This window comes from Stutzerimonas stutzeri (assembly GCF_024448955.1).
GTDB lineage: Bacteria > Pseudomonadota > Gammaproteobacteria > Pseudomonadales > Pseudomonadaceae > Stutzerimonas > Stutzerimonas stutzeri_AQ.
The window spans coordinates 1-12,889 of record NZ_JAMOIH010000016.1 but is presented as its reverse complement, the minus strand read 5'-3'; the positions used below and the strand labels follow the sequence as shown (position 1 = coordinate 12,889).

Annotated in this window: 12 protein-coding genes; 9 read left to right on the top strand and 3 right to left on the bottom strand. The window is 59.2% G+C overall.

The annotated features are described in order from the left end of the window. Positions 1 to 7: 7 nt before the first annotated feature. Entirely contained in the window at positions 8 to 760 is a 753-nt protein-coding gene (locus tag NA645_RS16385) for a class I SAM-dependent methyltransferase (RefSeq protein WP_256049830.1), read from the bottom strand. Between the two features lie 152 nt (positions 761 to 912). After that, on the bottom strand, positions 913 to 2,475 hold the full coding sequence (locus NA645_RS16380; protein ID WP_256049829.1) for an AAA family ATPase: 1,563 nt from the start codon (positions 2,473 to 2,475) through the stop codon (positions 913 to 915). A gap of 153 nt (positions 2,476 to 2,628) precedes the next feature. Here NA645_RS16380 and mrcB point away from each other — a divergent pair, with 153 nt between their 5' ends. From mrcB to NA645_RS16365, 3 genes are read left to right on the top strand one after another with little or no spacing between them, the layout of a single operon-like run. Next, positions 2,629 to 4,941, top strand: coding sequence for a penicillin-binding protein 1B (gene mrcB, locus NA645_RS16375; protein ID WP_256049828.1), 2,313 nt, complete (start codon positions 2,629 to 2,631; stop codon positions 4,939 to 4,941). Positions 4,942 to 4,992: 51 nt separating this feature from the next. Next, a complete protein-coding gene (locus NA645_RS16370; RefSeq protein ID WP_256049920.1) occupies positions 4,993 to 5,694 on the top strand; it encodes a tetratricopeptide repeat protein in 702 nt (233 codons plus the stop codon). Next, positions 5,694 to 6,026, top strand: coding sequence for a YqcC family protein (locus NA645_RS16365; protein WP_256049827.1), 333 nt, complete (start codon positions 5,694 to 5,696; stop codon positions 6,024 to 6,026). The genes NA645_RS16370 and NA645_RS16365 overlap by 1 nt, the downstream gene beginning before the upstream one ends. A 34-nt stretch (positions 6,027 to 6,060) precedes the next feature. Here NA645_RS16365 and NA645_RS16360 read toward each other — a convergent pair whose 3' ends face one another. Beyond that, the gene (locus tag NA645_RS16360; protein ID WP_256049826.1) at positions 6,061 to 6,495 is read right to left on the bottom strand and encodes a DUF4124 domain-containing protein; all 435 of its coding nucleotides are present in this window, start codon (positions 6,493 to 6,495) and stop codon (positions 6,061 to 6,063) included. Positions 6,496 to 6,899: 404 nt separating this feature from the next. Between NA645_RS16360 and NA645_RS16355 the strand changes: the two genes are divergently transcribed. The 6 genes from NA645_RS16355 (at position 6,900) to msrQ (ending at position 12,851) form a co-directional block, all read left to right on the top strand. Further along, a complete protein-coding gene (locus NA645_RS16355; protein ID WP_256049825.1) occupies positions 6,900 to 8,624 on the top strand; it encodes an acetolactate synthase 3 large subunit in 1,725 nt (574 codons plus the stop codon). Between the two features lie 2 nt (positions 8,625 to 8,626). After that, positions 8,627 to 9,118 (top strand): acetolactate synthase small subunit, encoded by a 492-nt coding sequence (gene ilvN / locus NA645_RS16350; protein WP_256049824.1) that lies wholly within the window; start codon positions 8,627 to 8,629, stop codon positions 9,116 to 9,118. Between the two features lie 46 nt (positions 9,119 to 9,164). After that, the gene (gene ilvC, locus NA645_RS16345) at positions 9,165 to 10,181 is read left to right on the top strand and encodes a ketol-acid reductoisomerase (protein WP_256049823.1); all 1,017 of its coding nucleotides are present in this window, start codon (positions 9,165 to 9,167) and stop codon (positions 10,179 to 10,181) included. Between the two features lie 150 nt (positions 10,182 to 10,331). Continuing rightward, entirely contained in the window at positions 10,332 to 11,165 is an 834-nt protein-coding gene (pssA, locus tag NA645_RS16340; RefSeq protein WP_256049822.1) for a CDP-diacylglycerol--serine O-phosphatidyltransferase, read from the top strand. Positions 11,166 to 11,223: 58 nt separating this feature from the next. Beyond that, entirely contained in the window at positions 11,224 to 12,234 is a 1,011-nt protein-coding gene (gene msrP / locus NA645_RS16335; protein WP_256049821.1) for a protein-methionine-sulfoxide reductase catalytic subunit MsrP, read from the top strand. Then, entirely contained in the window at positions 12,234 to 12,851 is a 618-nt protein-coding gene (msrQ, locus tag NA645_RS16330) for a protein-methionine-sulfoxide reductase heme-binding subunit MsrQ (RefSeq protein WP_256049820.1), read from the top strand. Before msrP ends, msrQ begins: the two co-directional genes overlap by 1 nt. The last annotated feature ends 38 nt before the right edge of the window (positions 12,852 to 12,889 follow it).

Sequence of the window (12,889 nt, the reverse complement as noted above, 5' to 3'; positions counted from 1 at the left end):
GTTGCTCCTATCGGCCCGGATAGCCGGCAAGGAAGTGAAGCGGCCAGCGAACCTTGCGCTGTCGCTCCGGATCGCCCCAGCGCTGCGTGAGTTCGGGTGCGAGCTGAGTTATCGGATCGTTCCCATGGACTTTTTGCCACTGTTTCACGGCTGACCATGTCCGCATATAGCCGAGCAGTTGGGGCAGATTCCAATGGGCCTCGATTGCGAAGTCCGGAGGCTCGAGGGTTTCGAACGGCGCATGGATATCGCGATAGCCTGCGTCGACACTGGCCCGCCCTTGTGGCCAGTAGCCGTTCAGCGTTTCGCCATGCAGACGAGCAATGACCGAATCCAGCGTCGGCTCGATACGAAGCAGGGAATAGCACCAGGCGCAGAAGAAACCGTCGGGCGCGAGCACTCGCTTTGCCTCGGCGAAAAACGCCGGGGTAGCAAACCAGTGCAACGCCTGCGCGACGACCAGTAAATCGACCATGCCATCGCGCAACGGCAGCCGCTCGGCCTGGGCAGCGAAGCGCGTTGCGGACCGCCAGCCCGAACTGCCGGTCAGTTGGTGAGGGCTGGCATCGCAGGCAAGAACCTGCTCGAAATGATCCAGCAGAGGAAGCGTCGCCTGGCCGCTACCAGCCGCGACATCTAGGGCATAGCGACGTCGTGGGCTCCGATCGGCGAGCCAGCGGAACAGGTCGTCCGGATAGGTAGGGCGGAACTGTGCGTATTCGTCGGAGCGAATCGAAAAAAGCCGGACGCTGTCACCCATGGCGATGGTCCGGCGGCACTAAAGGCAGAGCGCTGTGTGGCATGGTCGACTTCCGCAGACAGGCATCGCCAAGTATAGAAGCACCGCAGGGTTCTGCCCGTAGCGGTGCGTGAATACTGTCGGTTGCGCCTACGGGATGTCGTATCCGTGCGTTAAAGCCCTGGCAGCCGTTGGCGAACTGCACTGACAAGGTTGTCGAGGCTGCCTGCCTCGGGTGTGTTGATCTGGCGGCTGAGCAACTGTTCGCGTTCGGTCAGCGGCTCGCGGCCGGCCTGTTGCGCCTTGATCACGGCCATGGTCGCGTCGGATGGATCACCGCCTTCGGCCTGCCGCTGGGTAAGCCATTGTTCGATCACCGCCTCGGGCGCTTCGCACGTGAGGATCAGGAACGGGACGCCGGTCGACTCAGCGACTTGCCACGCCGACTGACGCTGCTGCTGCTTGAGATAGGTCGCATCGATCACCACCGAAAAGCCCGCATTCAGTGCGGTTTCAGCCACTGAGTGCAGCCGCTGGTAGGTCGCTTCGCCCGCTTCGGCGCTATAGATGCCAGTGTCCAGCTCAGTGGCAAAGGCTTGCGGCTGCTCACCATGCAAACGCTTGCGCTCGACGTCCGAACGCAACCTGATGGCGCCCAGCGCCTCGACCAGACGTAGCGCAACCTGGCTCTTACCGACCGCCGAAACACCATGGGTGATGGCAAGAAAGCGAGAAGGAATGGCGCTGTAGCTTTCGGCCAAATTGGCGTAGCTGCGGTACTGACGCAGGATCACCCGGCGCTCCACCGCGTCCTGCTCCTGATGCAATCGGAACAGGCTGACCTTGGCACGCACCAGCGCGCGGTAGGCCTTGTACAGACTGAGCAACTCGAGCGAGGCGTAGTCCCCGGTGCGCTCCAGCCAGCCGTTGATGAAACGACGTGCCTGGCACTTCAGTCCGCGATCTTCCAGGTCCATCGCCAGGAACGCTGCATCAGAGGCTATATCGATCAGGCGGAAGGGCTCGTTGAATTCGATGCAATCGAACAGCACGACCTTGTCGTCGATGATCGTTGCGTTGCCCAGGTGCAGGTCGCCGTGGCATTCACGGATGAAACCCTGCTGGGCGCGCTGCTCCAACAGCGGCCGCAGGCGGGCGATGCTCGTTTCGGTCCAGTCGAGCAGCGCGTCGAGTTGCTGCAGGTCGGGTTGCTCGCTCAGCAGGGGGCGGATCTGCTCGAAGTTTTGCCGCATCGGCGCAACGATCGCGTCGGCACTGTTCAGCGAGTGGCCGGCCGGCACCTGAGGAATGCTCAGATGAAACTGCGCGATCTGCTCGGCGAGGGCGTCGATATGTGCGTCGGTCAGCTCGCCGCGTGCCTGCACTTCGGCCATTAGTTGAGCCTGCGGAAACTCGCGCATTTGCAGAAGGTAATCGATCGGCTCGCCGTCGCCGTCGATCACCGGGGCGTCAATGCTGCCGGTAATAGGCAGGACGCGCAGATAGATGTCTGGAGCCATTCGCTGATTCAAACGCAGCTCTTCTTCGCAGTAGTGCTTGCGAGCCGCCAGGTCGGTAAAGTTGAGGAAGCCGAAATCCACCGGCTTCTTCATCTTGTAGGCATAGGTACCGGTGAGGATGACCCAGGAGATATGGGTTTCGATGACCCGGAAGCCGTCGACCGGATGTGGGTAGAGGGCCGGATCTTGCAGTGCGGCGATCAATGCTTGGCTCACGGTCATTCCTTGCAGTTTGTCGATGGGGTGTGCGGGTCCAATGGGACGCAGATCACACAGTCGAAAGCGCTCCATTATGTCTTCCCCGACCAGACCTGCAAACCGCCAGGAGGCCGTCTTCCGGGCAAATCAAAGTGCGTATAATGCGCCGCCATGACTAAAGCACGCTCCTCTCGATCCCGTACCAAGCGCCGTTCCAGTGGGTCTCGCCCCTGGCTGGGCTGGGTAATCAAGCTATCTATCGTGGCCCTGGTGATACTCGCCGGCGTCGCCGTTTACCTCGATGCCGTGGTGCAGGAGAAATTCTCCGGCAAACGCTGGACCATTCCGGCGACTGTTTATGCGCGGCCGCTGGAATTGTTCGTTGGGCAAAAGCTCGCCAAGGATGACTTCCTGACGGAGCTCGATGCGCTGGGGTATCGCCGCGAAAAGGCTGTCAGCGGTCCTGGCAGTATGTCGGTTGCCGCAAGCACCGTGGAAATGCACACCCGCGGGTTCCGGTTTTACGAAGGGATCGAAGAGTCGCAGCGCATCCGCGTGCGTTTTTCTGGCGATTTCGTCGCCGGTCTCACTCGCGCCAATGGTGACGAGCTGCCGGTGGCCCGCCTCGAGCCTGTAACGATCGGTGGGCTCTATCCGGCTCATAACGAAGACCGCATCCTGATCCAGCTCGACCAGGCGCCGCCCTATCTGGTCGAAACATTGGTCGCGGTCGAGGATCGGGAGTTTTTCGATCACTTTGGTGTTTCACCCAAATCCATCGCGCGCGCCGTCTGGGTTAACCTGACTGCCGGCGAAGTGCGCCAGGGTGGCAGCACGCTCACCCAGCAGCTGGTCAAGAACTTCTATCTGACTAACGAGCGCAGCCTCAGCCGCAAAGCCACCGAAGCGATGATGGCCGTGTTGCTGGAGCTGCATTACGACAAGAACGAAATCCTCGAGGCCTACCTCAATGAGGTGTTTCTCGGGCAAGACGGTCGCCGAGCCATTCACGGGTTTGGTCTGGCCAGTCAATACTTCTTCGGTCGTCCACTGGCCGAATTGAAGGTTCAGCACATCGCGCTGTTGGTCGGCATGGTGAAGGGTCCGACTTACTATAATCCGCGGCGCCATCCGGAACGGGCGCTCGAACGCCGCAACCTTATCCTGGACCTTCTGGCCGAGCAGCAGGTGCTCACTTCCGAAGAAGCCGAAGCGGCTCGGAAAGCTCCGCTCGGGGTGACGCAGCGGGGCAGCCTGGCGGACAGTTCCTATCCGGCATTCCTCGATCTGGTCAAGCGCCAGCTGCGCGAGGATTACCGCGACGAGGATCTGACGGAAGAGGGGCTGCGGGTCTTCACCAGCTTCGATCCGATTCTGCAGATGAAGGCCGAGAGGGCGATGAGCGAAACGCTGAAACGCCTCGGCAAGGCCGCCGAAGGCGTCGAAGGAGCGATGCTCGTGACCAACCCGGAAACCGGGGAGTTGCAGGCGATGCTCGGTGGTCGTCAGCCTGGGTTCGCCGGTTTCAACCGTGCGTTGGATGCGTCGCGACCCATCGGGTCGCTGATCAAGCCAGCAATCTATCTCGCGGCGCTGGAGAAACCGAGTCAGTACACGCTGACCAGCCTGCTGGAAGATGAACCCTTTTCGGTCAAAGGCGCGGATGGCCAGGTATGGAAGCCGCAAAATTACGGGCGCACCGCGCACGGTACCGTTTATCTCTATCAGGCGCTGGCCAATTCCTACAATCTGTCGACGGCGCGCCTTGGTCTCGATCTAGGGGTGCCCCATGTCCTGAAGACCCTGGAACGACTGGGCGCTTCGCCGGATTGGCCAGCCTATCCCTCTATGCTGTTGGGCGCTGGCGGGCTGCGGCCTATCGAAGTTGCAGACATGTACCAGACGCTGGCCAACGGAGGTTTCAATACGCCGCTACGAGGTATTCGCAGTGTCTTGGCCGCCGACGGAGAGCCGCTGAGTCGCTATCCGTTCAAGATCGAACAGCGTTTCGATGCCGGCGCTATCTATCTGACCCAGTACGCCATGCAGCGCGCCATGCGCGAGGGGACGGGCCGCTCAGCATACAATCACGTGCCGAAGTCATTAACGCTGGCGGGCAAGACAGGCACCACCAACGATTCACGTGATAGCTGGTTCGCCGGGTTCAGCCAGGACCTGCTTGCGGTGGTCTGGCTGGGGCGTGATGACAATGGCAAAACGTCGCTGACCGGCGCCACCGGAGCGTTGCAGGTATGGGCAGATTTCATGCGCCGTGCCGATCCGCTGCCGCTGCAGGCCTCGTTGCCTGAGAATGTCGAGATGGCCTGGGTAGATGCTCGAACCGGTGAGGGGACGCTGGAAAACTGTCCTGACGCCGTACAGATCCCCTACATTCGCGGTAGCGAGCCTGCGCCGGGCCCTGGGTGTGGAATCCAGGCGCCGGCCGAATCGGTCATGGATTGGGTTCGTGGCTGGTTACCCTGATCGGCCAGCTGAGTGGAATTTCAAGAGGTTCGAATGTTGAGCAAACAATGGATGATAGTTGTGATGGCCGCTGTGCTGGTGCAAGGCTGCGCAACGGTTAAGCGAGGGGCGATACCCGTCGTCGACTCGGGAGCGCCTGTTTCCGAGGAGGTTTCGGCGCGGCAGGCTCAGCGTCCGGCTGTTCCGCCTGCAATGACAAGTCCTGCTGCTGCGCAAGAGTCGGGCGTCACGGTTATGGTGCCGCAGCAGAATTCGGAACCGCTGCAGACGTTCGCGGCTCCGGATAGCGCATTCTCTGGATCTGTCGCGCCGGCACCGGATGCACCAGAGCAATGGAGGGCGCCGGAACCGGCTCCGATTCCAGCGCCGAGCCAATCCGTGCCCACCGGCATTCCGTCCAGTAGTGGCACGCTGTCGGCCGATGAGCGACTCGATGGGCCGGTGCTGGCATTGCTGACCACGGCTCAGCAACAACAGGGTGGCGGCGACTTGAACGGCGCGGCTTCCAGCCTCGAACGTGCTCAGCGTATCGCGCCTCGCGAACCTCAGGTACTTTACCGCCTGGCCCAGGTGCGCCTGGCTCAAGGTGATCCGGTGCAGGCCGAGCAGCTTTCCCGGCGGGGCTTGAGCTATGCCAGTGGCCGTCCGGCGCTGCAGGCGAGCCTGTGGGAGCTGATCGCCCAAGCGCGCGAGCGTCAGGGTAATACTGCCGGCGCCGCGCAGGCTCGCGAGCGAGCCAAGGTTACGATGTGATGGATAGTCGTGTTCCCGAATTGGCTGAACAACTGCTGGTCATCGAGCGGGAAATGCGTGTGTGTGGGCTATGGGCTTCGTCGCCACCTGATGCTCAGGCGTTTGCGAGCCAGGAGCCTTTCTGTGTCGACACGCTATCGTTCGAGCAGTGGCTGCAATGGGTTTTTCTTCCGCGTATGAAAGATATTCTGGAGCGCGATGATCTGCTACCGACCGTTTCGGGCATTCTGGCGATGGCGGAGATGGTCTATCAACGCCGGCCGTTGGAGATGGCCGGCCTGCTGAGGGCGCTCAAAGCCTTCGATGAGTTGATCAGCCGCGGCGAAGCGTGACGCGCGCCAGCCGGAAGGCTGGCGCTGGCTTTGTTCATTGGTTGCAGGTGTCAGCGATTTTCTGGCTGGTTTCGGTAATGCGTTCCTGACGCTCTTCTTCCTTTAGCCGACGCATTTCCCCATCTTCTTCTACGCGTACTCGAGGATTGTTCTGGAGCTGCGCCAGGTTGGTTCGTAGCGTTGTGCAGTAGCGTTGACGCTCCGCTTCTTGTTCGGCCACCTGTTTCTTCACTTGGCGATCTATCTCGCGCTGTTCCGATTCCCCCGAAGGTTCTGTCGTGGCAGCCGCAGCAGGAGTAGGTCTGGGTGGCGGTGTTGCAGTGTTGAGCACTTCGGCGGGTTGGCCCTGCGGAGGTTGCGCACCAAAGTGAGTGACGCCTTGTGCATCCACCCACTTGTAAACCTGGCTGGCCATGACGCTGCTGCTCAAGGCAAGCAGCAGACCGCCAGCGAAAATCGTCAAACGCATGCTAATCCCTTCTGTGGAATGCAGAACCAGGTCGGTACTATACGCAAAAGCCGAGCGCCTTCATTCTGCGCTGGATCACAGCTGAAACAGCCGGAAGGCCAACTGTAGACTTGACTTGGCCAGGCCTAATCCGAACAATTCCACGCTTATTGTTCTGATTGGTCGGTGAAACGGGCTTTTCAGCAATCATGAAGGTGCACACCCGCGCCGACTTGTATCATCCGCAACGCGTTACCTCGCGCTGGGAAGGAAGGCTCCGCAACACTTTGGGGCGTTCCTGAATACTCGCTAGTCAGCAGCTGACGTAGTCGGCGACCACCGTCGCTCATGTGCTGTCTGGCAGTAAACCAATTTCTGGCCGGTCCAACGCGGGGCGGCTATCTGGCGTTTTAGAGGTGAACAACGTGGAACTTTTATCCGGCGCTGAAATGGTCGTCCGCTTCTTGCGCGACGAAGGCGTTAAGTACATCTATGGCTATCCTGGCGGAGCCTTGCTGCACATCTACGATGCGCTGTTCAAGGAAAAGGACGTCACGCACATCCTCGTTCGCCACGAACAGGCCGCCACGCACATGGCCGATGGTTACGCCCGCGCGACCGGCAAAGCTGGCGTGGTGCTGGTGACCTCTGGCCCCGGCGCAACCAACGCCATCACCGGTATTGCCACCGCCTATATGGACTCGATCCCGATGGTGGTGATTTCCGGCCAGGTGCCGAGCACCATGGTCGGCACCGACGCCTTCCAGGAAACCGACATGATCGGTATCTCCCGGCCCATCGTGAAGCACAGCTTCATGATCAAGCATCCTTCGGAAATCCCCGAAGTGATGAAAAAAGCGTTCTATCTCGCTGAGTCTGGCCGCCCTGGACCGGTTGTCATCGACATCCCGAAGGATATGACCAACCCGGCCGAAAAATTCGAATACGTTTACCCGAAGAAAGCCAAGCTGCGTTCTTACAGCCCGGCGCTGCGTGGTCATTCGGGGCAGATCCGCAAGGCAGCGGAATTGCTCCTGTCAGCCAAACGGCCAATCATCTACGCAGGTGGTGGCGTGGTCATGGGCGGCGCCTCAGCGCAGCTGACCGAGCTGGCGAAGATGCTCAATCTGCCAGTAACCAACACTTTGATGGGGCTTGGTTGCTATCCGGGCAGCGACCGCCAGTTCGTCGGCATGCTTGGCATGCACGGCAGTTATACCGCCAACTTGGCAATGCATCACTCCGATGCGATTCTTGCTGTCGGCGCGCGTTTCGATGATCGCGTAATCAACGGTGCGACCAAATTCTGCCCGAACGCCAAGATCATTCACATCGACATCGATCCGGCCTCCATCTCAAAAACCATCAAGGCTGACATTCCGATCGTCGGACCGGTCGACAGTGTGCTCACCGAGATGGTCGCTATCGTCAAGGAAATCGGCCAGGCGCCGAATACCGAAACCATCGCGAGCTGGTGGAAGCAGATAGAAGAGTGGCGTGGCAGTCGCGGCCTATTTCCGTATGACAAGGGCGACGGCACTATCATCAAGCCGCAAGCGGTTATTGAAATGCTATGCGAAGTGACCAAGGGCGAGGCCTATGTTGCCTCTGACGTTGGTCAGCATCAGATGTTCGCTTCCCAGTACTACCGGTTCGACAAGCCCAACCGCTGGCTCAATTCCGGAGGCCTTGGCACCATGGGCTTCGGTTTCCCAGCGGCTATGGGCGCCAAGTTGAATTTCCCAGAGGCTGACGTTGCCTGTGTCACTGGTGAAGGCAGCATCCAGATGAATATTCAGGAATTGTCGACCTGCCTGCAGTACGACCTTCCAGTGAAAATCATCAACCTCAACAATGGCGCGCTGGGCATGGTCCGCCAGTGGCAGGACATGATGTACAGCAGCCGCTACTCGCACTCTTACATGGAGTCGCTGCCAGACTTCGTCAAGCTGGTCGAGGCTTATGGGCATGTGGGCATGCGCATCACCGATCTGAAGGATCTCAAGCCGAAGATGGAAGAGGCCTTCGCCATGAAAGATCGGCTGGTGTTCCTCGATATCGCCGTTGATACCAGCGAGCACGTCTATCCAATGCAAATCAAAGACGGCGCGATGCGCGATATGTGGCTCAGCAAGACGGAGCGGACCTGATCATGAGACACATTATTTCCCTTTTGATGGAAAACGAACCAGGCGCTTTGTCTCGTGTGGTCGGGCTGTTCTCGCAGCGCAACTACAACATCGAGAGCCTGACCGTCGCGCCAACCGAAGACCCAACGCTGTCGCGGTTGACCCTGACCACTGCAGGTCATGAGGAGGTGATCGAACAGATCACCAAGAACCTCAACAAGTTGATCGAGGTCGTCAAGTTGGTTGACCTGTCCGAGAGCGCGCACATCGAGCGCGAACTCATGCTGATCAAGGTAAAGGCAACCGGTGCACAGCGCGCCGAGGTCAAACGTACCACTGATATCTTCCGTGGGCAGATCGTCGACGTTACCTCCAATGTCTACACCATCCAACTCGCCGGCACGACCGACAAGCTGGACAGCTTCATCCAGGCCATCGGCACCACGTCGATTCTGGAAGTCGTGCGCAGCGGCGTCACCGGGATCTCCCGCGGCGACAAAGTGCTGAGCATCTAACACGATTTATCGAATGGCCCGAACGGCCAGCAACAGGGGTAATTCCATGAAAGTTTTCTACGACAAAGATTGTGACCTCTCCATCATCCAAGGCAAGAAGGTCGCGATCATCGGCTACGGCTCCCAGGGCCATGCGCATGCCTGCAACCTGAAAGATTCCGGTGTTGACGTGACTGTCGGACTACGTGCCGGCTCGCCTTCGGTTGCCAAGGCTGAAGCCCATGGTCTGAAAGTTGACAACGTGGCTGCCGCGGTTACTGCAGCTGACGTTGTGATGATCCTCACCCCGGACGAATTCCAGGGTCGCCTGTATAAGGACGAAATCGAGCCGAACCTGAAGAAGGGCGCAACCCTGGCGTTCGCTCATGGTTTCTCGATTCACTACAACCAGGTCGTACCTCGCGCTGATCTGGACGTGATCATGATCGCGCCGAAGGCCCCAGGCCACACCGTGCGTTCCGAATTCGTCAAGGGCGGTGGTATTCCTGACCTCATCGCCATCTACCAGGACGCTTCCGGTAATGCCAAGAACGTTGCGCTGTCCTACGCTTCCGGCGTTGGTGGTGGACGTACCGGCATCATCGAAACCACTTTCAAGGACGAAACTGAAACCGATCTGTTCGGTGAGCAGGCGGTCCTGTGCGGTGGTTGCGTCGAGTTGGTCAAGGCTGGCTTCGAGACTCTGGTCGAAGCTGGCTATGCGCCGGAAATGGCCTATTTCGAATGCTTGCATGAGCTGAAGCTGATCGTCGACTTGATGTTCGAAGGCGGCATCGCCAACATGAACTACTCGATTTCGAACAACGCTGAATACGGCGAATACGTGACTGGTCCGGAAGTCATCAACGCCGAATCCCGTGCCGCTATGCGCAACGCGCTCAAGCGTATTCAGGACGGCGAATACGCGAAGATGTTCATCACCGAAGGTGCGGCCAACTATCCATCAATGACCGCTTATCGCCGCAATAACGCTGCTCACGGCATTGAAGTGGTTGGTGAAAAGCTGCGTTCGATGATGCCGTGGATCGCTGCAAACAAGATCGTCGACAAGAGCAAGAACTGATAGCGGTTCTGCTTGGAAAGAACGCGGCCTAGGCCGCGTTCTTTCGTTATGCCTATTGGCATCTGGTATAAATCGATTGCTTGAAGCCCAGCTGAACCCGTGATCCTGGGGTCTGTCGAAATTATTCAAACCTGCTGTAAGGTAAATTGCATGAGTGAGCATCCCGAAGAGCCGAACAAGTCAGTCGAGCCGGAAAGCTTGCTGCCGATCGACGAGCATGTCGAAGAGATCCAGGATTCAGAGGGACGAAAGGTTCGTCACCGTGGGATCTACCTGCTTCCCAACCTGTTCACCACTGCCAATCTGTTCGCCGGCTTCTTCTGCATCATTACGGCCATCAATGGCAACTTCTACGTAGCGGCCGCGACGGTATTCGTGGCGATGGTGCTAGACAGTCTCGATGGACGAGTGGCGCGGCTGACTAACACGCAGAGTGCCTTCGGTGCTGAATATGATTCGCTGTCGGACATGGTCGCCTTTGGTCTGGCGCCGGCTGTTCTGGCGTATGAGTGGGCGCTATCAGGCTTGGGCAACGTAGGACTTACCATCGCGTTTATCTATGTTGCATGCGCCGCGTTGCGCCTCGCACGGTTTAACACTCAGATCGGCAAAGTCGACAAGCGCTGGTTTATCGGTTTGGCCAGCCCGGCTGCTGCGGGTGTGGTTGCCGGCTCGGTATGGGCGGTATGGGCGTTGGACGAGCCGGGTATTCGGGGCGTGGATTTGCCGATCGCAGTGGTGATGCTGTTTGCGCTGCTGGTCGCCACGGCTGGCCTGCTGATGGTCAGTAATATCAAGTACTACAGTTTCAAGGACCTCGATCTCAAAGGTCGGGTGCCCTTCGTGGCGATCCTGGTGGTAGTTCTGGTTTTCGCGGTGGTGTTCAGCGATCCGCCGCGCATTTTGCTGTTGATTTTCCTTGCCTACGCCGTCTCCGGACCCGTGCAGTTCTTGATGCGTCGTCGTAAGCGCATCGAAAGTTGATTTCTCCGGTGATCCGCTGTCTATTGAATGGCCCAGGCCTTAGGCAGCGGAGCACATCATGCTTATCAAGATTCCTCGTCGCAGCGATTGCCGTGAATCCGAGGTAACGCCCGAAGCGCTTTATCTGAATCGCCGGCAGACATTGCAGCTGACTGCGATCTCGGTCGCCTGCGCGGGCTTCCCGCTGATGGCGCACGCGCAGGAATGGCGATACGAAGGGGTGGACGCGGCAGATGCTCCTGCTTGGTTCGATGCCAAGGGGGATAAAGCGCGTTGGGAAGCCGTCGTCGCGAAAGGTGAAGCCATCACTCCCTATCGCGATGCTACGCACTACAACAACTTCTATGAATTCGGCCCGGACAAGGGCGACCCCGCGGCTCATGCCCCCAAGCTAGTCACCGAACCCTGGACGGTCATGGTCGATGGCGAAGTAGCGAACCCGGGGACCTACTCCGTCGAGGATCTGTTTGCCGCGCCCCGGCTTGAGGAGCGTATTTATCGCTTGCGCTGCGTCGAGGCGTGGTCGATGGTCATTCCGTGGCTGGGCTTTCCGCTAGCTGAACTGATCCGTCGCCTCGAGCCGACCTCCAACGCAAAGTTTGTTCGTTTCGAGACTCTGGCCAGGCCTGAACAGATGCCGGGAATGCGTGCCGGTCTTTCACTGATTGGCTGGCCCTACATTGAGGGGCTGAGAATGGATGAAGCGATGCATCCGCTGAGTTTGATGACGGTCGGCATGTATGGTCGCGTGCTGCCAAACCAGAACGGCGCGCCCCTTCGCCTGATTGTTCCATGGAAGTATGGCTTCAAGAGCATCAAGTCCATTGTGCGCATCAGCTTCGTTCGGGAGCAGCCGGCAACCACCTGGCAGACGATGGCGCCTCAGGAATATGGTTTTTATGCCAACGTGAATCCGGACGTCTCCCATCCGCGGTGGTCCCAGGCGAGGGAGCGACGACTGCCCGGTAGTTTGTTCAGTCCCAACGTAAGGGCAACGCTCGCATTCAATGGATACGCCGATGAAGTTTCGAGCCTGTACGCCGGAATGGATCTGAGCAAGGACTATTGATGCGCTACCCATGGCGGCGGTTGTTGTTGTTTCTGGCCGCGGCGAGCGTGCCTTGCTATTGGCTGTACCTGGGGACTATCGCGGCATTGGGACCCGACCCTGGCAAGGTGCTGGTGGACAACCTGGGGGAAGGCGCTCTGGTGATGCTGCTGTGCTCGCTGGCGATGACGCCGTTGCAGCGACTCACAGCCTGGTCCGGATGGGTCGTATTCCGTCGCCAGCTTGGGCTGTGGTCGTTCGCCTATGCAGTGCTGCACGTCTCGGCCTATCTGTATTTTCTCCTGGGGCTCGACTTCACCGGCTTCACGGCTGAGCTCGTCGAACGGCCCTATATCGCCGCGGGCGCGATTGCGCTGATGGGGTTGTCGGCGCTCGCCGCTACGTCCAACGGTGGGAGCATGCGCAAGCTGGGCAAGCGCTGGAAGAAACTGCATCGGGTCGTTTATCCGATTGTCCTGATCGTGCTGCTGCACATGCTATGGGTCGTGCGAGCCGATGCTGGACGCTGGGCGCTTTACGCCACGGTTGCTGCTGTCCTGCTGTTGGCACGGTTGCCATCGGTAGAAAGAAAGCTCGCTGGCCGCGGCAGGGCGAAGCGAGTGCGATCTATTGATTGAAACAAAACTGAAAACAACCGTTGACGTGGTTTTCTGAG

What these genes read in the sequence shown, in the direction of transcription:
- NA645_RS16365 (WP_256049827.1), top strand. Translation starts at nt 5,694, where the DNA reads ATGGATAGTCGTGTTCCCGAATTGGCTGAACAACTGCTGGTCATCGAG.
- NA645_RS16370 (WP_256049920.1), top strand. Translation starts at nt 4,993, where the DNA reads ATGATAGTTGTGATGGCCGCTGTGCTGGTGCAAGGCTGCGCAACGGTT.
- NA645_RS16385 (WP_256049830.1), bottom strand. Translation starts at nt 760, where the DNA reads ATGGGTGACAGCGTCCGGCTTTTTTCGATTCGCTCCGACGAATACGCA.
- ilvN (WP_256049824.1), top strand. Translation starts at nt 8,627, where the DNA reads ATGAGACACATTATTTCCCTTTTGATGGAAAACGAACCAGGCGCTTTG.
- pssA (WP_256049822.1), top strand. Translation starts at nt 10,332, where the DNA reads ATGAGTGAGCATCCCGAAGAGCCGAACAAGTCAGTCGAGCCGGAAAGC.
- msrQ (WP_256049820.1), top strand. Translation starts at nt 12,234, where the DNA reads ATGCGCTACCCATGGCGGCGGTTGTTGTTGTTTCTGGCCGCGGCGAGC.
- mrcB (WP_256049828.1), top strand. Translation starts at nt 2,629, where the DNA reads ATGACTAAAGCACGCTCCTCTCGATCCCGTACCAAGCGCCGTTCCAGT.
- NA645_RS16360 (WP_256049826.1), bottom strand. Translation starts at nt 6,495, where the DNA reads ATGCGTTTGACGATTTTCGCTGGCGGTCTGCTGCTTGCCTTGAGCAGC.
- msrP (WP_256049821.1), top strand. Translation starts at nt 11,224, where the DNA reads ATGCTTATCAAGATTCCTCGTCGCAGCGATTGCCGTGAATCCGAGGTA.
- ilvC (WP_256049823.1), top strand. Translation starts at nt 9,165, where the DNA reads ATGAAAGTTTTCTACGACAAAGATTGTGACCTCTCCATCATCCAAGGC.